The following is a 20,678-nucleotide window of genomic DNA, read 5'->3' on the forward strand; positions in this document are numbered from 1 at the left end:
TCAAAGAGAAACACCGTTGCGTCCAACTCGTAGCTTCAGTAATGCCCTGAATGGGCACAATTCACGTTTCACCCACTCGATCGAACAGCCCAGCCATCAACAAACGCGCGTGGGCTTTCTGTTGCTCGAGCACTTCTCGCTGTTGGCGTTTACTCAGGCCCTGGACACTCTGGTTACTGCCAATCTGATTCAGCCAGAAACCTGTGTGAGTACCACCTTCAGCTTGGACGGCCAGTCAGTAATCAGTGACCTGGGTATCGATATCTCTCCAGCAGCAGCATTGGAGAAAAGCCTCAAGCTACCCTTGGATTTGCTGATGGTTTGCGGTGGCCTGCGTACCGCGCTTGTAGCTTCCGCTGACTTGAGCGCATGTCTGCAGGGCCTGGCAAGAAAGGGAGTTGCATTGGCCGGACTGTGGAACGGCACCTGGTTCCTAGGGCAGTCGGGGTTGCTTGACGGCTACCGCTGCGCTGTTCATCCGGAGCACCGTGGGGCCGTAGCAGAAATCGCCCATCACAGTCACGTAAGCACAGACAGCTTCGTCGTCGACCGTGACCGCTTGAGCGCGGCGAGTCCTGCAGGCGCGTTTAACATGGTGCTTGAGTGGTTGGGGCAAAGAAGAGGCACGGCGTTGACCGATGGCGTTACCGCCATCCTGGCTTTCGAGGCGTCCCGCTACCGGCGCACTGTCCCGACCCCCCACACCAACATCAGTGAGCCGCTACGTGAAGCGATCAGCCTGATGGCCGCGAACATCGAAGAGCCCCTGAGCCAGGATCAGATAGCCGAATACGTAGGTCGCTCGAAGCGCCAGATCGGACGCTTGTTCCAGCATCAGCTGGGGACTACTCCTGTGCGCTACTATCTGGAGCTACGCATCACCGAAAGCCGACGGCTGCTGCAGTATTCCGACCTGCCTCTATTGGGCGTGGCCGTGGCATGCGGGTTCGTCTCTGCAAGCCACTTCAGCAAGTGCTATGCGTCGTTCTTCGGATACAGTCCTTCTAAAGAAAAACGCTTTGCCTGCGTGAAAAGCATGCAGCGCGAACCCAGTTGACGCAGAGCCCGCGCGCAGACGTTCTGCAAACGGGCTTTCCATGTCACGCAGCTTCTGTCGTCGACAGCGGCATCACCTGCCCATGGCGCCGGCTGTTGATCACACCTATTACCAAGATCACCAGGGCCAAGCCGATGGTTAGCGATACCTCCAATCGATGTTGGGGCATCACGAACATCACGCCCAAGGCGAAAATGATGAAGCTAATCACCCCATAGGTCAGCCATGGGTAGAACCACATCTTGAAGGCAATAGCTTGGTGCTGCTTTTCTAGCACGGCTCGCATGCGTAGCTGGGAAAAAGCGATGGCGAGATATACCAGCAGAGCAATCGACCCCGAGCTGGCCAACAGAAATGCAAACACCTCGGAAGGAGCAAAGTAGTTGATGATGGTGGTCACCATTCCAATCAGTGTGCTGCCTATCACGGCAGTCCGAGGTACACCGGCTCGCGAAGTACGGCCTATGGAAACCGGTGCATCTCCGCGCTTGGCAAGAGAGAACAACATGCGCGAAGCGATGTAGATGGATGAGTTCAGACAGCTGGCCACCGCCACTAGCACCACAATGTCCACCATCAGCTTGGCATAGGGAATGTTCATGATCTCCAAAGCCCGTTGATAGGAACCATGAAGTGGCAGCAGCGGATCATTCCATGGCACCACCGATATAATGATGAAGATAGAAAGCAGGTAGAACACGCTTATCCGCCAGATCACCGAGCGTGTGGCCTTGGCGATATTTCGGGCGGGGTCGGCAGATTCGGAAGCGGCGATAGTGACCGCTTCGGTGCCGAGGTAGCTGAACATGGTGGTGAGCAGGGCACCAATGATGGCCGTCCAGCCATTGGGCATGAAACCACCATGGGCGCTCATCAGACTCGCCAGACCGCTGACCTCGCGTGCCGGCAGTGCCCCTGCCAGAGCGAATCCGCCAAGTGCGATGAAGGCAACGATCGCGATCACCTTGAGCATTGCGAACCAGAATTCGAACTCACCGTACTTGGCTACGCTGAACAGGTTTGTGGCGGTGAGCAGCACTGTCATCGACAACGCGAAGCACCAGGGTTGAACCCCGGGAAACCAGTTGTTGAGCACGACGCCGGCAGCAATCGCCTCGATCGGAATCACCAGCACCCAGAACCACCAATACAGCCAGCCAATGGTGAAACCGGCCCAGCGCCCGATTGCACGATCTGCATAAGTGGAAAAGGAACCGGTGTCAGGACTCGCCACCGCCATCTCGCCTAGCATGCGCATTACCAGCACTACGAGAGCGCCAGCAAGCGCATAGGCAATGATCGCTGCCGGACCTGCCGCAGCGATCGCTTGTCCGGAACCTACGAATAAACCCGCGCCGATCACTCCGGCAATCGACAACATAGTCACATGTCGAGGCTTGAATCCCTGCGCCAACTGATCGCTGGCTTTCCCAGACGTCGTCATAGTCATTATGTTCCCTGCTTTTGCTCTTGTTATGGGTAGGGTGCAGTGCCAGGGCACGTCACCGCTTAACCATAGAGAGCGAAAACAGGACTCAATTGACTGGTTCGGACACCAAATGGAGTGAGCCGGACATATCCCGGGCTACACAGCGTCAGTGAGATGATGGTTTGCAGCGGGCGCTCAACACAGTGGCCAGCACCACTAGCGCCGCCCCAGCACCCATGCGCAGTGAAGGCTGTTCGCCAAATATCCACCAAGCACAAGCGATGGCATACACAGGCTCCAGGGCGATGATCATCCCAGCCGTGCGCGCCTGCAGGCCATCCAGGCTCTTTACGAAAAGAAATTGCGAAAGCCCGGTACAGAAAACGCCCAGCAGCGCCAGGTTTACCCAGTCATCAGCCCGCAGGCTGGCAGTGGCGAGGTGGCTAAACGCAAAGGGGATCATCAGCGCTGCCACTACCACGTTCTGCCAAAACGCGATCTGCAGGGCGTTCATACCCCCTGTGTGGCGACGGTTAGCCACCGCCAGCAGTGCGAATGACAAGCCCGAAGCCAACCCCCAGACCAAACCGACAGTACCCTTGTCGAGCAGGTCGAATGAAGGAACCACCAACACCAGCCCAGCTGTCACCATCAGCAGCAGCAGGCCTTCGGTTCTAGCGATACGCTCGCGAAACAGCAGCAAGTCCACGAGAGCGATGAACGCGGGGAAGCTGGCGAAGCCGAGCGTAGCGACTGCTACGCCCCCCACTTTCACAGCAATGAAGAACGTAACCCAGTGGGCGGCCAATAAAGTGCCAGTGAGGCCAATGACCGGTAGATTGCGCCAGCTCAGGGCATCCAACAGACGAGTGCCCTTGAGGCCAGCAACAAACCCAAGGGCAATGAAGGCAAATGTCGCTCGGCCGAAAGTAATGACGCTGGCATCGGCGAGAATCAACGCCCCGAGGATACCGGTAAGCCCAAACAGCACCGCAGCGACGTGTGCGGCGAGCAAAACATTGCGATGACCGGTGGATACACCGGTGCTGGAAGCAGAAGTAGCGATCATGGCAGTCAAGTCTTCAATAAGCGCGCGAACGCGTTCCGCGCGGCGCGGCGCGGCGTTAGAAACGTAGTAAGTTCTATTTTTTTAGGAGTGCTACCGGATTGCCGGTGCAAGGGCGCCGCAGCATTGGAGTTGTAAGACGAGGCTGCTTACTCGAAAACTGCAACGGCTGGCCTATGGCGCGAGGCAAGCCGTTATGTGAATTATTGAAGGTAAAAAACTTGATCGACCGTTTGGGGAGGACAAGATCTTGTCTAAACCGGACGTGGAGCATGTCCTAAGTTGACATTGCCTAAGCGGCGCATGGTCCTGCCTGGAGCGTTCATGAACACCTAGGTTCACGCTGCTTCAGAGTTTTCTGTCTGCTCCAGGGCCCCGATACTGTCCGCCTCGGGACGTTTTCACTCCATCATCGAAGACAACCCGGTGTTTATGGACTGGATAATCGCACTGGCACATGCCTCCCAGACCCAATTATCTGAGGGATTTGGTACCTCGTGTCATTGCAACGTACAGGTCCTTAGCGTCAAGGGAGTCTGCGTCCAGGATGACCGCATGATCAAACTCCAGCCCCTTAACCAACAGTGTGGTCCCAATGAGCTTCTTGTGCCGGGTAGGTCAGGGTGGTTGGGCGAGGCCGCGGTTGGTTTTCCGCCATAAAAACCAGGTCGACGGCGATAGCCTGTTTACGAACGCAACCCCTATGCCTGCATCAAACGACCGAGTCGATTTCGCCCGCATGTCTCTCGCAGCTCACGTAGGTCATCATGAATTTTGCGGTAGCCGTACACGCCTCCGCTTTCGAGCCAAGCATGTTCGATCAAGCCAAGCAGACGATGACCTTCTTTTGCTCGGGCAGACTGAAGCTCGGCCAACCAGGCGTAGTAGCCGCTGGGATCCACCTTTAGGGTTTGGCAAAGGCGCCGCACCGGGTAATCCGTCGAGTGCTTCTGGAGTGGTCTACTAACCCCGAGCCATCCCATCCTGGCTCCAAGTCGAGCAGGCCCCGTATTTTGGACAGCAGGCTGTTTTTGAGAGTGTGGGCCGGACGGAAGTCGTAAAGCGGAAACTGATTGACCTTCGACTGTCCGCGTAGCGTGCTCTCCACCTGCCTACCACCCAACAGGTTTCGCGAGGCCCATGTGTAGGAGACGGTGAAGCAGTCAGTACTTTTCACCGTTCTCTGAACCGGCTAAAGCGAAATTCAGATTTTCTATGGACATTAGTTTTCCGCGACAAGTCCATACAAAACAATCAGTTAAATCAATGTCCATGACTGACAATTAGTCGGTATAGCCACAACGTGTAAAAGCTGCACCCAAGAAAAAGCCGCGTTTGATACGCGGCTTTTTTGTGCCTGACATTCAGCCCGTCAGGCCTTTTTGGTTCTCGGCAGGAAGATCGCCAGCACCCCGAACAGCGGCAGGAACGAGCACAGGAAGTACACGTATTCGATGCCGTGAATGTCCGCCAGATGCCCGAGCAACGCCGCGCCAATCCCGCCAAAGCCGAACATCAGACCGAAGAACACCCCGGCAATCATCCCGACATTGCCCGGCACCAGTTCCTGCGCGTACACCACAATCGCCGAGAACGCCGAAGCCAGGATGAAGCCGATCACCACGCTCAGGACGCTGGTCCAGAACAGGTCGACATGGGGCATGAGCAGCGTGAACGGTGCCACGCCGAGGATCGAGAACCAGATCACCGCCTTGCGCCCGATCTTGTCGCCAATCGGCCCGCCAAAGAACGTACCCGCCGCCACCGCGCCGAGGAACAGGAACAGATGCAGCTGCGAACTGGCCACCGACAGGTCGAACTTCTCGATCAGGTAGAAGGTGAAGTAACTGGTCAGGCTGGCCATGTAGAAATACTTGGAGAACACCAGCAGCCCCAGCACCACCAGCGCACTGACCACCCTGCCCTTCGACAGTCCATGAGTGGCGGCCTGGCCGGCCTTGAGCTTGAACAGGTTCAGGTGATGGGCGTACCAGCGACTGATGCGATAGAGCACGAACAACGCAAACACCGCGAACAGCCCGAACCAGGCCACATTGCCCTGCCCGAAAGGAATGATGATCGCCGCTGCCAGCAACGGGCCGAAGGCCGAACCGGCGTTACCACCGACCTGAAAGGTCGATTGCGCCAGACCGAAACGCCCGCCCGACGCCAGACGCGCGATGCGGGAAGCTTCAGGGTGGAAGGTCGAAGAGCCGATTCCGATCAGCGCCGCCGCCAGCAAGATAAGAGGGAAACTGCCAACCACCGACATCATCACAATGCCGATCAACGTGCACACGGAACCGGCGGGCAGCAGCCACGGTTTCGGATGCCGGTCGGTGTGATAACCGACCCACGGCTGCAACAGCGACGCGGTCAACTGAAAGGTCAGGGTAATCAGGCCGACCTGGGTAAAACTCAAACCATAGTTGGCCTTGAGCATCGGATAGATCGACGGCAGCACTGACTGGATCAGGTCGTTGATCAAATGCGCCAGCGCCACCGCGCCGATGATGCGCATCACCAAAGGGCTGCTTTGTGGAGGAGCGGACGCCGAGGCAGCGGCGGTCTGAACGTTGCTGATAGCCATGGGAGTTTCCGGACTGCAGATGGGTGCACGCGGGCAGGTGCGTCAATGTGCCATTTTTCGGTGCGCCAGCGCCATCCCCTTAGCCAGCTAACGAACTATTCAGTCGTCGCGCCGCAAGTGATAGCGCAACGCCATGGTCTGAATCTTGCCTTGCTTATCCGCTTGAACGCGGTGCCCTTACAAAGGGCATCGAGAATGGGAAGTTTCGCTACAGAGCCGGCCTACAGAGCGGGCAAGGGTGAACTTTCGAGGCCTTTTAGCAGGGCACCAGTCACGGTCGCAACGACCGCGATGCACGCCGATGGTGCGTGGTGTCCAGAGGAGTCATGGGGCATGCAGGCTTTTTTATCACCGGGGATCAGGTTGCTGGGGCGATTTGGCTTCGCACGTAAATTCCAGCTGTTGTTTCTGCTGTTCATCCTGCCATTGGCCGGCAGCCTGTTGATGATCGGCCAGGACTATAGCGACAAACTTAACCTGATCGCCGGTGAACGTGCCGGTGTGCGGCAGTTGCTCGCCCTCGATGCACTCGACAACCTGCTCGCCGCCCAACGCGACCGCGCCGCCCGCTGGCGCGCCACGGAAACCAACCGCCAGCCGACACCCGCGACTCTGGCCGCCGTGGCCGCATTCGATGGCGTGCAGCCTGCCGTTGCTCAGGCCACGCTGGAGCTGGGCAATGCCTTGCAAGCCGAAGGCGCGGAAGGTGAAACCCTGACCCGCTATCAGGCACTGCAAGCTGCGCTCAATGGTCTGGACTCGAAAAGCCTCTCCGGTGTCGGTTGGTGGCCGGATGGTTACGACCGCTTCACCAATGCCCTCAGCGCCCTGCAAGCGTTGCGCGAACAGATCGCGATGGACAATCGCCTGATCCTCGCGCCATGGCTGGAAACCTATCTGCTGACACAGATTTCCACCCAACACGCACCGGACCTGATCGAGCGGGTCGGCCGACTGGCAGCCGTCGGCCAGGCGTCCGTGGTTTCCGGTCAGTTCACCCTGCAAAGCCGTCTGCAACTGCGTGACCTGCGCAGCCGCATCGGCGATGCGCGCGAGCAGTTGGTGAAAACCGCGAGCCTGCTTGAAGCGCGTCTGCCGCCAGCCCTGCAAGGCTGGGCCGGGCAATATCACGACAGCCTCAAGCAACTGGATGCCGGTCTCAAAGTGCTGGATGACGGCGTGTTCGGCGGTAGCATCAATCTCAAGCCGGAAGAGTTCGAACGCAGCCTCGACGCCCTGCTCGGCAACCTCGCCACGCTGCGCCAGCAATCGCTGGTGTCGCTGGATCGGCGGCTGGATGACTACCACGGATCGGCGATTCGTCAGTTCATCGTTGTCGCGGCGGTCTTCGGTTGCCTGTTGCTGGCGGCGCTATATTTGTTCGTGTGCCTGCAAGCCTCGATCCGTCGTAGCGCCAGCGGCATCACGCTGCTCGCCGAGGCTCTGCGCGACGGCAATCTGAGCTTGCAAGTGCCGGTCGTGGGCCGTGATGAATTGGCGTCGATCAGCACCGCGCTTAACGTGGCGGTGGTGCAACTGCGCACCAGCCTGCTGGGTGTCGATCACGAGACTTCGCAACTGAGCAATGCGGTGCGCAGCCTCAACGATCACTCCAGCGGCGCTCTCAGCGAAGTCGAGGCGCAGCAATTGCAGATCAGCCAGATCGCCGCAGCGGCCACGCAACTGGCGGCGACGTCCCAAGGCGTGGCGCAGAGTTGCGAACAGGCTTCGGGCAGCGCCCAGCACACCCAGCGCATCGCTGCCGACAGCAGCCGTGACAGTCAACGCACCACAGCGAGTATCCAGCAGCTCAATCAGCGCCTGAACGAAACTGCCGCAGCGCTCGGCCGGGTCAGCGAGCAAGGGCAGCAGATTCAATTGGTGGTCGACACCATTCGCGGCGTCGCCGAACAGACCAACCTTCTGGCGCTCAACGCCGCCATCGAGGCCGCTCGTGCGGGTGAACAGGGTCGCGGTTTTGCCGTGGTGGCCGACGAGGTGCGCAGCCTGTCGCAACGTACGCAATCGTCCACGGCGCAGATCGCCGGTACGGTCGACAGTCTGCGCAATACGGTCAACGAAGCCGTGAGCTTGATGGAGGCTGCGTGCGGTCAGGCGCAATCAGACGCGGAAGCGGTCACCGGACTGGGCGAACGCCTGGGAGAAATCGCCAGCGCCGTGCAGAGCGTCACCGACACCCTCGCCCAGATCGCCACGGCGGTCGAAGAACAGGCCAGCACCGCCGATGAGGTCAGCGGCAATATCCAGCAGGTGGATCAGGCGGCGGTTCGCCTGCTCGAAGGCGCGCGGGCCGTGAATCTTGCGGCGGACACCTTGAGCCAGGGCAGCCATGCCTTGAGTGCCAACACTGGAAGATTTCAGCTGCGTTGAAAGCCCCTCCCGCGCCGATTTTCGGCGCGGGAGGATAAGCGGTTGAAAATAAGAAGAAATATTTTGAATTTACGCTTGACGCTTTTCCATTTCAGGGGAATAATGCGCGCCACTTGGCTACATAGCTCAGTTGGTTAGAGCATAGCATTCATAATGCTGGGGTCCGGGGTTCAAGTCCCTGTGTAGCCACCAAGTACTAAAAACGGCTTACCGAAAGGTAGGCCGTTTTTTTATGCCTCGAGAAAAGTGCCCTTCCTCAGTGAATCGGCTGGCTCCGTAGGAACCGGGTGCGAAAAGCGTACGAAGAGGATTTTTCGTTCGTTCAAGCACGCGCATCCCGGCAAGTCGATTTGATCGCCATCGCGATTGGCCGACAAGCTCCCCTGTCTTGATCCAAAGACAGACAGGGAGTTGTCATGGACCCGGACAAAAACCTTTTCGATGATATCTGGCGCCGAAAGCTTCCGAACGGCGGCGCCTCATGGGCCGCCTGGTTTCCGCCCCGAGAGCCGGAACCCGTCTACGTTCCAACAGATGAATGGCCAACCCCAAAGCCCCGCGACGATCTGGTATTTGCCAAGTCCTGCACACCGGACAACTGGTGCCGGACGGATGCGGGCACAACACCTGAGCCCGCCTCCAGTTTCGGCAAGATCATGGTGGCGGGCGCCATACGCTTTCCCGCAGCCAGTAAGGTCGTAGCGAAAGCAATCGGCGCCGATCTGGCCTTGGGGCGCATGGCGGGCGGTGGAATTCTGCAGCAACGTCTCAACTGGGCAATCCGTGGTGCGACAGGCCCGGCCAGTGTTTTCATCCTAGGGATGCTGCCGGCCAGAATGGGCGACGGCACCCTTTATACCGACGAACAACTGCGCACCCTACCCCGCGCCACCACTCGCGTGCGCTTCCAGTTCCGGCGTGATGCCGGAGGGGTCATGCAGGTCTACGGCATCCACACCGGCGTCTCGGGCGACGACTCCGTGCGTACCGTAAAAGTCGAGTGGAACAACGACAAGACCGCCATGGAGGCGAAGCTCAACGGCATCACGATTTTGTGGACGCCGCAACGCGGGCCGCTGGGATCGATGCCGCCGCTGGTTCACCCGGAGCACGGCGAAGCACTGAGTACGATCCTCGTCCACCCGATCGCCGCGAACACCGACAGCCAGATTGAAATCCTGCCCGGCGAAGACATCACCGCCGAGGATTGTATTCTGGTGTTTCCGGCGGAGACCGGGCTGAAGTCGTTGTATGTGGTGTTTTCTAAGCCGGCCAGATTGACGCCCGGGACGGTGACGGGGATTGGTGAGGATGTTTCCGGGATATGGCTGGCGGGAGCAGGAACGGGGATTGGTGTGCCAATTCCCACGCGAATAGCGGACAGACTCAGAGGGCGGGAGTTTTCAAGTTTCGACGCGTTCAGAAAAGCACTCTGGCAAGCCGTGCGGGATGATCCAGAACTTTTCGATCAGTTCAATTCGGATGCCCAAGATCGTTTAATGTCGGGCAACGCACCCGCGGTTCGAGACAGGGAGTCTGTAGGCACAAGAGGGGTATTTGAAATACATCACGTCGAGCGGATTACTGATGGCGGCGCTGTCTACGACATAGACAACCTCCGAATCAACACCCCTAAAAATCACATCTTTCAACATAAAAAAAAGTGAACACACATGGAAAAAATATCTGAATACACTGAAACCGAATTTATCCGTTTCATCGAAAAAATACGTGCCACCAATAAAAGTGGATCGGATACGGAGCTTGGCGAGCTGCTGGCACAATTCAGAAAGCTTACGGGTCACCCGGATGGCACCGACTTGATTTTTTATCCCGAACCAGGAGAGGACAACTCTGCCGTGGGCATTACGAAGACCGTGAAAGAATGGCGTGCGACCAACGGACTGCCTGGCTTCAAGCAGTGAACATCAGGCCCCCATAGTCCCACCACTGCAAATATCCAAGCAGTCAAAACGGCTTACCGAAGGGCAAGCCGTTTGTTTATACCTATTATCCCAGGGCCGCCAGCCCTTTCGCCCAGATCTGCCGCGTCCGTAAACCGACCATCGCCCGCCAGTCCGGATCCGCCGGATAAAACTGCTCCAGCAGATTCAACTTTATCGCCCGCCCCGTCGCATCCAGCGGATTGCCATGCAGATGCAGCCAGTGATCGTCGCGCAGGTAACGATGCACGTCCGGCCCTGGGTAAGTCCCGCACTCGATCACAAATGGCATCAGTTGCACATTCGGCAGCGCACTAAGCAGCGCCTGCGAGGTGTAACCCGTAGCGGTTGCCGCAACACCGGTATCACTCAAGGTTTCGGCACCGGTGTGCAGCGTGTAGAGCCACGGGCCGTAAATGGATTGCGCTTGGGCCAGTGCCGGATACGGTGCCTGAGTAATCGTCAGCAGCATCGGATGCCCGTACTCGCCGGCGCCGGTGTGCAGGTCGAAACACATCACGGTTTCAGCACCGGCCAGATGATTCTCGATGATTGAATGCAGCGTGCGATTCGACCAGCTCGGCGCGAGTCCGCCAAAAAACAATCCGTCGGGATGACTGTGCTGCCCGCCCTCGACAATCGACATGACGGCCGGCCAGCCATGCTCGGCAATTTGCACATCGAGCAAGGCATCAGCCTTTTGCCGCTCGGGACCATTCAAGTCGGTGCAGGCGTAGATTTCATGCAGCGCGGCGTAAGCACGGTTGTCCGGAAGCGGTCGGTTGAAATCCAGGTGATTGCGGTTGAGGTCGACGTTGTCTTCATTGACCCGCCGCAGCCACGCCGTGCCCCACGGGTTGATCAGGTGAACCATCACCACCGCGACATCCTTCGGCAGCGACTCCGGCGTGAAATGCTTCAGCCAGTCGATCTGGCACTCCGAACCGTAATAACCCTCAACACCGTGGGTGCCGCTGAGCGCCACCAGGCGCCGTTTGGCCGCTGGATCCCCCAGCACCGCGACATCGGTACCCAAAGACTCGCCAAACGGCCCATTGAGCGGATGCACGTACAAAGAGAGCGTGGCACCCGCCACCTTCGCGGCGGCAAGAAAGCGCTCGCGCTGTTCGCGATAGCTGGGCTGTGTCGGAAATGCGTTGTGCATGGCGGCCTCTTGTTGATTGTTCTGGCTTCACTATTGGCTCTGACCCTACAGAAAATTCGCCAAGGCATGAAGGACAAACACACCTGCGGTTTGCGTCGTACACGGCCGGTCGATACAGTCCGTCAGACTTTTATCCCACGGACGGAGAGCCCCGCGTGTTTCCAGCCCTGCCCCTGAACCGTTTCCGCCTGCCCGCCTTGACGCTGATCGTCAGCGCCATCGCCCTCACGGCCTGCAACGCCCCGCCCTCCTCGACCCTGCCGCTGGCACCGGAAGCCGCCTCCGGTTACCGCACCGGCCTGCAAGCCAGCCACGCCGAAAAACACATGGCCGCCGCTGCCAATCCATTAGCCGCCGAGGCCGGGCGCGAGATGTTGCGTCAGGGTGGTTCCGCCATCGATGCCGCCATTGCAATGCAAGCCGTGTTGACCCTGGTCGAACCGCAGTCCTCGGGGATCGGCGGTGGCGCGATGATCGTGCTGTGGGATGGTAAACAGGTGCGCACCTATGACGGTCGCGAAACCGCACCGGCCGGTGCGACCGAAAAGCTGTTTTTACAAGCCGACGGCAAACCGATGCCGTTCCCGCAGGCGCAGATCGGTGGACGCTCCGTCGGCACGCCGGGCGTGATGCGTGCATTGGAACTGGCGCACAAAAAGCACGGCCGCTTGCCGTGGGCAACATTGTTCGAGCCGGCGATCAAACTGGCCGAGCAGGGTTTTGCGATCTCCCCGCGCCTGCATTCGCTGCTGGAATCCGACCCGGTGATTCGCCGCTCGCCAGACATGGCCAGGTACTTTCTGAACAGCGATGGCAGCGTCAAAGCCGTCGGCACGCGACTGCAAAACCCGGCGCTGGCCGCCGTGCTCAAACGCATCGCCAACGAAGGTGCGGACGCACTGTACAAAGGCCCGATCGCCGAAGAGATCGTGGCCAAGGTTCAGGGTCACGCCAACCCCGGCAGCCTGTCGCTGACCGACCTTCAGCACTATCAGGCCAAGGAACGCGCGCCCCTGTGCACCGACTACAAGCGCTGGCAAGTTTGCGGAATGCCGCCGCCGTCATCGGGCGGGATTGCGGTGGCGCAGATTCTCGGCACCTTGCAGGCGCTGGAAACCCGCGATCCGCGCCTGTCCCTGACGCCGCTCAAGCCTGTGAAGACCGATAAACCGGCCGGCATCGAACCGGCACCGCAAGCCGTGCACCTGATCGCCGAAGCCGAGCGCCTGGCCTACGCCGACCGCGCGCAATACGTAGCCGATACCGACTTTGTGCCGGTGCCGGTCAAGGGCCTGGTCGATCCAGGTTACCTGGCCAGCCGCGCCAGCCTGATCGGCGAACGCAGCATGGGCAGCGCCAAACCCGGCACACCGCCGGGCGTGCAGGTTGCCTACGCGCCGGATCGCTCGCCGCTGCGCATTTCCACCTCGCAAGTGGTTGCCGTGGATGACTTCGGTGGCGCCGTGTCGATGACCACCACCATCGAAGCAGCCTTCGGCTCGCACCTGATGGTTCAGGGCTTCTTGCTCAACAACCAGATGACCGACTTCTCGTTCATCCCGGAAGAGAACGGACAGAAAGTCGCCAACCGCGTGGAGCCCGGCAAACGCCCGCGCTCGTCGATGGCGCCGACCCTGATCTTCGACCGCAACAGCGGCGAGTTCGTCGCCACCGTTGGCTCTCCCGGCGGCTCGCAGATCATCGAATACGTGGCCAAAACCACCGTCGGCCTGCTCGACTGGAACCTCGACCCTCAAAGCGCCATCAGCCTGCCCAACTTCGGCAGCCGCAACGGCCCCACTGAACTGGAACAGGGCCAGTTCAGCCCGACGCTGATCCAGGCACTCAAGGACAAGGGCCACACCGTCAACGAAATCGACATGACCAGCGGCACCCAGGCCATCGTGCGGGTCAAGGATGCTGCGGGGAAGGCAACGCTGTCAGGTGGGGCAGATCCTCGGCGCGAAGGAGTAGCGTTGGGGGATTGAATCAACGCTGCCAACTGAAAAAGGCTTACCGAGAGGTAAGCCTTTTTTGTATTGCAACATCCGGCCATGACTTGTCATTCAGCGGCGCTCAAACCTCAAGCGTCTTGCCATCCACCGGATTGCCAATCGTCAGGAAATGCCCGCCAGCCACATGGTGCAGAGTGCGCAAGCCGTCATGCCCTTCAAAATGCCAGCGTCCATCGCTGAACACCCGCGAATCAGCCTGCGCCGCGATCACCTCGGCCAGAAACAGATCGTACTGTTCGTGATTGCGCGGCTCCGGCAGCAACCGGCATTCGAGCCAGGCCACACAACCGTCCAGCATCGGTGCCTCGATCTGCTCGCCAGCGAAGCTCTGCAAGCCGTACGCCTGGAACTTGTCCTGACCTTGATCGCGATTGATTTCCAGGCCTGAAGTCGAGCCGACGGTCTGCACGATGTCAGCCTGATTCACACAAGGAACGTTGAGAACGAAGGTGCCCGACGCCTCGAGCAGTTGCCGGGTCCAGGTTGATTTGTCGAGGACCACCGCGACTTTCGGCGGTTCGAAATCCAGCGGCATGGCCCACGCCGCGGCCATGATGTTGCGCTGCCCGGCATGGGCGGCGCTGACCAGCACGGTCGGCCCGTGATTGAGCAGGCGGTAGGCTTTGTTCAGGGGAACCGGGCGACGGAAAGACTCGCTCATGGGATCTGCTCCGGGAAAAAGAGCCGATTGTAGCGGGATAAAAACCGCGAAGGGATTGCCATGGACAATCCCTTCGCCTGAAAGCATCAGCTGGATAACTGATTGGCAAACTGGCCGACCGCGTTCACCACTTTCTGCGCGCCGTCCTGGATCTCGACGATCACCGTACCGGCCTCGGCCGCCAGCGCCAGCCCTTGTTCGGCCTGTTGCTTGCCGTCGGTCATCAGGGCCACGGCGTTGCGCGCCATGTCCTGGTTCTGGCGCACCACGCCGACGATTTCTTCGGTCGCCTGGCTGGTCCGCGAGGCCAGTTGCCGCACTTCGTCGGCCACCACCGCAAACCCGCGCCCCTGTTCACCGGCGCGAGCGGCTTCGATGGCGGCGTTAAGCGCCAGCAGGTTGGTCTGTTCGGCAATGCCGCTGATGGTCTTGACGATGGTGCCGATCACCTGGGATTGCTCGTTCAGCGCCTCGATGCCTTCGCCGGCAGTCTGCATGTGCCTGGACAAATCGCGCATCACATTGACCGCTTCAGTCACCACACGGGTGCCGCGCTGGGCCGTGCTGTCGGTCTGCAGGGACGTGCTGTAGGCGATATTGGCGGCATCGGCAACGGCCTGTTCCTGATTGACCTGATCGGTGATCACCGTGGCGAACTTCACCACTTTGTAGAGTTTTTCGTTGGCATCGAGCACCGGGTTGTAAGACGCCTCCAGCCAGACGACACGACCATGGCTGTCGATCCGCTTGAAACGGCCGGCGACAAATTCGCCGTTGTTCAGGCGACGCCAGAAGTTCTGGTACTCGGCGCTGTTGTACTCCTCCGGCTCGCAGAACTGGCGGTGATGTTTGCCCTTGATCTGCGCCAGGCTGTAACCCATGCCCTGGAGAAACCGGTCGTTGGCACTCAGCACGTTTCCGCTGAGGTCGAACTCGATCACGGCGGTCGAACGCACCAGTGCGCCGATCAGGTTTTCGTGTTCGCGGGAGGCCTCGATGGTGCGGGTCAGGTCGCTGGAGAAAATCGAAAAATGTTTGATCCGGCCATCCGATGAACGAATCGGCTGCACGATCGAACGCAACCACGCCTCTTCGCCATTACCGCGGGAAAGACGCACAGCGCCGGCGAAATGCTCGCCACGGGTCAAAGCGGCCTTGAAGCGGTGATGAAACTCGTCGGATTTCACATGGGCCGGCACGATGTCTTCGATGGCGCGGCCGATCAGGTCGTGGCTCTTGTAGAGCATTTCGCTGAGGAAGTTCTGGTTGACCGACTGAATCCGTCCGTCAGGCTCGAGATTGAGCACCAGCATCTCGCTTTCCAGGCTCTCCTTCACTTGCAGAAGGCTGGAGAGTTCTTCACGAAGAGCCGCCAGCTCTTGCTTCAGGCGTTTGTTGAACATGGGGGAGAGCACCGATGGACTGGATGGATAGCGGACACACAGCCTAACCATCGGCCTTGGAGGGCTTTTCTGAAGAGCGTTTGAGGCGTGTCCTACAAAAATAGTTACGCCTCGACAACTCAGGCGGTGCCGGCCACGGCACACCGCTCCGCGCGTGGCATTCGCGAACCAAAATACGCCGCACTGGCGACACCTACCGCGCCCATCACCGCGCAGAACATCACACAGATCCACGGACTCCACGGCATCAGACCGATCAGCAGCAACGGTGTGACACTCGCCCAGGCGGCGTAGGCAATGTTGTAGGTGAAGGAGATCCCGGAAACGCGGATCCGCGCCGGGAACAGGCTGACCATCACCGACGGCACCGCACCGACCACGCCACAGCACAATCCGGCGACGGCGTAAGCCAGACCGACCCAGTCACCGCCGCTGATCAGGCAGGTGTAAAGCAGGCCGATCCCCAGTGGCAGCAACAGACTGTAGAGCATGACCGTGCGCCACGCGCCGATGCGATCGACCAGCCGGCCGGCAATCACACAGCCGATATTCAGGAAGACGATGCCCAATGCGCTGAGCGCAAAAGTGTGGCCGGCAGTCATGCCGAAGGATTTCTGCATCATGGTCGGGGTGATGACCACGAACACCACCACCGCCGAGGTCAGCACGCAGGTCAGCAGCATCGCCGGCAACATGGCCAGGCGATGATCGCGCAGCACGGTGCGCAGCGGCAGTTCGACCCGCGCCTCGCGCTGCGCCTCCATGGCCATGAACACCGGGGTTTCGCTCAGCCAGCGGCGCAACCAGACGCCGATCACACCGAACACGCCGCCGAGCAGGAACGGATAACGCCAGGCGTAATCCAGCACTTCGGCGGGGGTGAACACTTGCGCCAGGAAGGTCGCAGTCAGTGCGCCGATCAAATAACCGAAGGTCAAACCGGCCTGCAGAAAGCCCAGGGCATAACCGCGATGGCCGGCCGGCGCGTGCTCGGCCACAAACACCCAGGCGCTCGGCACTTCACCGCCCACCGCTGCGCCTTGCAGGATGCGCAGCGCCAGCAGCAACAGCGGTGCGAAATAGCCGATTTGCGCGTAGGTCGGCATGATCCCGATCAGCAGGCACGGCAGCGCCATCATCAGGATGCTCAGGCTGAAAACCTTCTTGCGCCCCAACCGGTCGGCGAAATGCGCCATCAGGATTCCGCCCAGCGGGCGCGCCAGATAGCCGGTGACGAAGATCCCGAAACTTTGCAGCAGGCGCAGCCACTCGGGCATTTCCGGCGGGAAGAACAGCTGGCTGAGGGTCAGGGCGAAGAACACGAAAATGATGAAATCGTAGATCTCCAGCGCCCCGCCCAGGGCCGCAAGGCCGAGGGTCTTGTAGTCGGAACGGCTGAACGGCGCCGGTCGGGCAGTGGAATGGGCAGTCATGGCAAAGAACTCTGGCAGGCAAAAAACCAAGGCGCCCATGGTCTACGCAAACGGGCCGCCGGACAACCCGTTAGACCATAGTCTGATTCGGCAAAACACGGTCACAAAAATCCGCCGGTTGATTTACTGTTGGCACCTGTCCAGACGGGCCGGCCAAGCCCCGAAGACCACAATAAACATAAAAATCCGAGGTACTCCCGTGGCCGTTGATATCGAAGATAGCCGCTCTGCGCGCTTTGCCTTGCGCTGTTCAAGTTTCGCCGAACGCTGGTTTCCCGACTCCTGGGTCTTCGCCGCGCTGGCGGTGATCATCGTCGCGCTGGCGACCCTGGCCATGGGTGCCAAACCCACCGACGCCGCCATGGCCTTCGGGGACGGATTCTGGAGCCTGATCCCGTTCACCATGCAGATGGCCTTTGTGGTGATCGGCGGTTACGTGGTGGCCAGTTCGCCGCCTGCCGTGAAGCTGATCGATCGCCTGGCGCGGATCCCGAAGAACGGCCGCTCCGCCGTGGCCTGGGTTGCGCTGATCTCGATGGTCGCGTCCCTGCTCAACTGGGGGCTGTCGCTGGTGTTCGGCGGCCTGCTGGTCCGCGCCCTCGCCCGCCGCACCGATCTGAAAATGGACTACCGCGCCGCCGGTGCCGCCGCCTACCTTGGCCTTGGTGCGGTTTGGGCGCTGGGCCTGTCCTCGTCCGCCGCGCAGTTGCAGGCCAACCCGGCCAGCCTGCCGCCGTCGATTCTGTCGATCACCGGGGTGATTCCGTTCACCCAGACGATTTTCCTCTGGCAGTCGGGCGTGATGCTGCTGGCGCTGATCGTGATTTCGATCATCATCGCCTACGCCACCGCGCCCGGCCCGAACTCGGCACGTGACGCCAAGGCCTGCGGCATCGACCCGGCCTTCAACCTGCCGCCGCTGCAACCGCGCACCCGGCCCGGCGAATGGCTGGAGCACAGCCCGCTGCTGATCATTCTGCTGGTGCTGCTGGCGGCCGGATGGCTGTTCCACGAGTTCTCGACCAAACCGGCGATCACCGCGATTTCCGGGCTCAACACCTACAACTTCCTGTTCATCATGCTCGGCGCGTTGCTGCACTGGCGCCCGCGCAGTTTCATCGACGCGGTGTCGCGCGCCGTGCCGACCACCACCGGTGTGCTGATCCAGTTCCCGCTGTACGGCTCGATCGCCGCGCTGATGACCACGGTCAAGGGCACTGACGCCCAGACTCTGGCCCATCACATCTCGACCTTCTTCGTCAGCATTGCCTCCCACGACACCTATGCACTGCTGATGGGCGTGTACTCGGCGATTCTCGGCTTTTTCATTCCGTCCGGCGGCGGCAAGTGGATCATCGAGGCGCCGTACGTGATGCAGGTGGCCAACGATCTGAACTATCACCTCGGCTGGGCGGTGCAGATCTACAACGCCGCCGAAGCCCTGCCGAACCTGATCAACCCGTTCTACATGCTGCCGCTGCTGGGCGTACTGGGGCTGAAGGCGCGGGATCTGATCGGTTTCTCGTTCGTGCAATTGCTGGTGCACACGCCGCTGGTGCTGGTGTTGCTGTGGGCGCTGGGCACGACGCTTTCCTATCTACCGCCCGTAATGCCGTAAGCGATGACGACAGGGTGCCGGCTCCGGCGCCCTGTCCTCTCTTCGACAAAAACGCCCCGAACGATCCTTTCTGCGGTTGCCTGTCGCAAATAATGGCTCAGAGCCATCATCTTTCTTTACCGCGCCACTGCCTCGGTAATATTCTTGCGCGCCAATATCTGTTTCATTTTTTGTCAGAGCGCAAAGGGAGTTCGTTGCAATGATCGTCGGGATTGACCTGGGAACCACCAACAGCCTTGTTGCCGTATGGCAGGGCGACGCCACCGAGTTGGTGCCCAACGCCCTGGGGCAGTTCCTGACACCCAGCGTGGTGGGTCTGGACGATCAGGGCCGGATTCTGGTTGGACAAGCCGCCCGTGAGCGTCTGCACACTCACCCGCGCCTGACGGCTTCGCTGTTCAAGCGACACATGGGCAGCGCCACGGAGGTTTACCTCGGGGATAAAAAATTCCGCCCTGAGGAATTGTCGGCGCTGGTGCTCAAGAGCCTGAAAGAAGACGTCGAGCGCACCTACGGCCAGACCGTCACGGAAGCCGTGATCAGCGTGCCGGCCTATTTCAGCGACGCCCAGCGCAAGGCCACGCGCATCGCCGGTGAGCTGGCGGGCCTGAAAGTCGAAAAGCTGATCAACGAACCCACCGCCGCCGCACTGGCTTACGGCCTGCACCAACGGGACAAGGAAACCTCGTTCCTGGTGTTCGACCTGGGCGGCGGCACCTTTGACGTGTCGATTCTCGAACTCTTCGAAGGCGTCATGGAAGTGCGCGCCAGCGCCGGTGACAACTTCCTCGGTGGCGAGGATTTCGACAACGTGTTGCTCGAGCACTTTATCGACCAACATCGCAACGTGTCGGATTTCCCCGAGCGCTCCACCATCCTCCAGCCGCTGCGCCGCGAAGCCGAGCGTGTGCGCCGCGCACTGGGCCAGGACGCCAGCGCCGAATTCCGAGTGCAAGTCGGCGAAAAACAATGGACCCAGACCATCACCCAGGCGCAAATGGCGACGCTGTACATGCCGCTGCTCGAACGCCTGCGCGCGCCGATCGAACGAGCCCTGCGCGACGCACGCATCCGCGTCAGCGACCTCGACGAAATCCTGCTGGTCGGCGGCACCACCCGCATGCCACTGGTGCGCAAACTGGCTGCCGGGCTGTTCGGCCGCTTCCCGTCGATCAGCCTCGATCCGGATCAGGTGGTCGCTCAGGGTGCTGCGATTCAGGCAGCGCTCAAGGCCCGTTCGGCCGCGCTGGAAGAAGTGGTGCTCACCGATGTCTGCTCCTACACGCTGGGGATCGAGACCTCCACCCAGGTCGGTCGCCAGTATGAGAGCGGTCATTACCTGCCGATCATCGAGCGCAACAGCATCGTACCGGTCAGCCGGGTGAAAACCGTGCAGACCCTTCACGACAATCAGGAACAGGTGGTCGTAAAAATCTTTCAGGGCGAAAGCCGCCTGGTCAAAGACAACGTGGCGCTCGGCCAACTGGACATCAAGGTGCCCAAGCGCAAGGCCGGCGAAGTCGAGCTGGATGTACGCTTCACCTACGACAACAACGGCTTGCTCGAAGCCCAGGTCAGCATCCCCCTGACCGGTCAGCAACACTCGCTGGTCATCGAGAACAACCCCGGCGTGCTGACGCCCGAGGAAATCCAGCAGCGTCTGCAAGCCTTGGCGCAATTGAAGATCCATCCGCGCGAGCAACAGGTGAACACCCTGCTCAGTGCACGACTGGAACGTCTGTATCAGGAAAGCCTGGGCGACTTGCGCGATCAGATCGGCCATTGGGCCAAGCAATTCCAGCACGCCCTGGACTCTCAGGACGAGCGGCAGATCCGTGAGACCCGCACCGAACTGAGCAAGCAGTTGAGCGCCCTCGACCGCAGCCCTTGGCAGTAAGGAAGCACGA

At 60.2% G+C, this 20,678-nt stretch carries 14 protein-coding genes, 1 tRNA gene and 2 pseudogenes; 8 read left to right on the forward strand and 9 right to left on the reverse strand.

From position 1 onward, the window contains the following. Nucleotides 1–16 precede the first annotated feature (16 nt). Entirely contained in the window at nt 17–1,057 is a 1,041-nt protein-coding gene (locus ACTJK9_RS20620; protein WP_397462299.1) for a GlxA family transcriptional regulator, read from the forward strand. Nucleotides 1,058–1,100: 43 nt separating this feature from the next. On the opposite strand, the gene gabP is transcribed toward ACTJK9_RS20620, so the two are convergent. The 4 genes and pseudogenes from gabP to ACTJK9_RS20640 form a co-directional block, all read right to left on the reverse strand. After that, a complete protein-coding gene (gene gabP / locus ACTJK9_RS20625) occupies nt 1,101–2,507 on the reverse strand; it encodes a GABA permease (protein WP_440815860.1) in 1,407 nt (468 codons plus the stop codon). A 145-nt stretch (nt 2,508–2,652) separates the two neighbouring features. Further along, the gene (locus tag ACTJK9_RS20630) at nt 2,653–3,555 is read right to left on the reverse strand and encodes a DMT family transporter (protein ID WP_440815862.1); all 903 of its coding nucleotides are present in this window, start codon (nt 3,553–3,555) and stop codon (nt 2,653–2,655) included. A 620-nt stretch (nt 3,556–4,175) separates the two neighbouring features. Continuing rightward, nucleotides 4,176–4,508 (reverse strand): annotated as a pseudogene (locus ACTJK9_RS20635) (IS3 family transposase); the annotation flags it as partial. A 416-nt stretch (nt 4,509–4,924) separates the two neighbouring features. Continuing rightward, entirely contained in the window at nt 4,925–6,142 is a 1,218-nt protein-coding gene (locus ACTJK9_RS20640) for an MFS transporter (protein WP_064599394.1), read from the reverse strand. Between the two features lie 333 nt (nt 6,143–6,475). Here ACTJK9_RS20640 and ACTJK9_RS20645 point away from each other — a divergent pair, with 333 nt between their 5' ends. The 4 genes from ACTJK9_RS20645 (at nt 6,476) to ACTJK9_RS20660 (ending at nt 10,458) form a co-directional block, all read left to right on the forward strand. Further along, on the forward strand, nt 6,476–8,533 hold the full coding sequence (locus ACTJK9_RS20645) for a methyl-accepting chemotaxis protein (protein WP_085613402.1): 2,058 nt from the start codon (nt 6,476–6,478) through the stop codon (nt 8,531–8,533). A 115-nt stretch (nt 8,534–8,648) separates the two neighbouring features. Then, nucleotides 8,649–8,725, forward strand: a tRNA-Met gene (locus tag ACTJK9_RS20650). A 224-nt stretch (nt 8,726–8,949) separates the two neighbouring features. Next, complete coding sequence (locus ACTJK9_RS20655) at nt 8,950–10,200, forward strand: S-type pyocin domain-containing protein (protein WP_440815865.1); 1,251 nt, start codon at nt 8,950–8,952, stop codon at nt 10,198–10,200. Nucleotides 10,201–10,206: 6 nt separating this feature from the next. After that, entirely contained in the window at nt 10,207–10,458 is a 252-nt protein-coding gene (locus ACTJK9_RS20660) for a bacteriocin immunity protein (protein WP_064599398.1), read from the forward strand. A gap of 85 nt (nt 10,459–10,543) precedes the next feature. On the opposite strand, the gene ACTJK9_RS20665 is transcribed toward ACTJK9_RS20660, so the two are convergent. Beyond that, complete coding sequence (locus ACTJK9_RS20665; protein WP_085613403.1) at nt 10,544–11,641, reverse strand: DUF2817 domain-containing protein; 1,098 nt, start codon at nt 11,639–11,641, stop codon at nt 10,544–10,546. A 155-nt stretch (nt 11,642–11,796) separates the two neighbouring features. On the opposite strand from ACTJK9_RS20665, the gene ggt reads away from it, so the two are divergent. Beyond that, entirely contained in the window at nt 11,797–13,629 is a 1,833-nt protein-coding gene (gene ggt, locus ACTJK9_RS20670; RefSeq protein WP_440815869.1) for a gamma-glutamyltransferase, read from the forward strand. An 88-nt stretch (nt 13,630–13,717) separates the two neighbouring features. Here the strand turns inward: ggt and ACTJK9_RS20675 are convergent, their stop codons facing one another. The 4 genes and pseudogenes from ACTJK9_RS20675 to ACTJK9_RS20690 form a co-directional block, all read right to left on the reverse strand. Beyond that, on the reverse strand, nt 13,718–14,317 hold the full coding sequence (locus tag ACTJK9_RS20675; RefSeq protein ID WP_440815871.1) for a flavin reductase family protein: 600 nt from the start codon (nt 14,315–14,317) through the stop codon (nt 13,718–13,720). Nucleotides 14,318–14,403: 86 nt separating this feature from the next. Then, nucleotides 14,404–14,835, reverse strand: a complete 432-nt coding sequence (locus tag ACTJK9_RS20680; protein ID WP_371857749.1) for a methyl-accepting chemotaxis protein — start codon at nt 14,833–14,835, stop codon at nt 14,404–14,406. A gap of 108 nt (nt 14,836–14,943) precedes the next feature. Then, nucleotides 14,944–15,771 (reverse strand): annotated as a pseudogene (locus ACTJK9_RS20685) (PAS domain-containing protein); the annotation flags it as partial. A gap of 68 nt (nt 15,772–15,839) precedes the next feature. Continuing rightward, complete coding sequence (locus ACTJK9_RS20690) at nt 15,840–17,153, reverse strand: MFS transporter (protein WP_064599409.1); 1,314 nt, start codon at nt 17,151–17,153, stop codon at nt 15,840–15,842. Nucleotides 17,154–17,352: 199 nt separating this feature from the next. Between ACTJK9_RS20690 and ACTJK9_RS20695 the strand changes: the two genes are divergently transcribed. Beyond that, complete coding sequence (locus ACTJK9_RS20695) at nt 17,353–18,771, forward strand: short-chain fatty acid transporter (protein ID WP_440815874.1); 1,419 nt, start codon at nt 17,353–17,355, stop codon at nt 18,769–18,771. A 199-nt stretch (nt 18,772–18,970) separates the two neighbouring features. Then, the gene (locus ACTJK9_RS20700; RefSeq protein ID WP_085613410.1) at nt 18,971–20,668 is read left to right on the forward strand and encodes a molecular chaperone HscC; all 1,698 of its coding nucleotides are present in this window, start codon (nt 18,971–18,973) and stop codon (nt 20,666–20,668) included. Nucleotides 20,669–20,678 lie beyond the last annotated feature (10 nt).

This window comes from Pseudomonas sp. 22082, from assembly GCF_052046055.1.
Taxonomy (GTDB): Bacteria; Pseudomonadota; Gammaproteobacteria; order Pseudomonadales; family Pseudomonadaceae; genus Aquipseudomonas; species Aquipseudomonas pharyngis.

Bases quoted from the DNA above. Each gene is read 5' to 3' on its own strand.
- gabP (WP_440815860.1), bottom strand. From the start codon at position 2,507: ATGACTATGACGACGTCTGGGAAAGCCAGCGATCAGTTGGCGCAGGGA.
- ACTJK9_RS20630 (WP_440815862.1), bottom strand. From the start codon at position 3,555: ATGATCGCTACTTCTGCTTCCAGCACCGGTGTATCCACCGGTCATCGC.
- ACTJK9_RS20640 (WP_064599394.1), bottom strand. From the start codon at position 6,142: ATGGCTATCAGCAACGTTCAGACCGCCGCTGCCTCGGCGTCCGCTCCT.
- ACTJK9_RS20645 (WP_085613402.1), top strand. From the start codon at position 6,476: ATGCAGGCTTTTTTATCACCGGGGATCAGGTTGCTGGGGCGATTTGGC.
- ACTJK9_RS20655 (WP_440815865.1), top strand. From the start codon at position 8,950: ATGGACCCGGACAAAAACCTTTTCGATGATATCTGGCGCCGAAAGCTT.
- ACTJK9_RS20660 (WP_064599398.1), top strand. From the start codon at position 10,207: ATGGAAAAAATATCTGAATACACTGAAACCGAATTTATCCGTTTCATC.
- ACTJK9_RS20665 (WP_085613403.1), bottom strand. From the start codon at position 11,641: ATGCACAACGCATTTCCGACACAGCCCAGCTATCGCGAACAGCGCGAG.
- ACTJK9_RS20675 (WP_440815871.1), bottom strand. From the start codon at position 14,317: ATGAGCGAGTCTTTCCGTCGCCCGGTTCCCCTGAACAAAGCCTACCGC.
- ACTJK9_RS20680 (WP_371857749.1), bottom strand. From the start codon at position 14,835: ATGCGCGATTTGTCCAGGCACATGCAGACTGCCGGCGAAGGCATCGAG.
- ACTJK9_RS20690 (WP_064599409.1), bottom strand. From the start codon at position 17,153: ATGACTGCCCATTCCACTGCCCGACCGGCGCCGTTCAGCCGTTCCGAC.
- ACTJK9_RS20700 (WP_085613410.1), top strand. From the start codon at position 18,971: ATGATCGTCGGGATTGACCTGGGAACCACCAACAGCCTTGTTGCCGTA.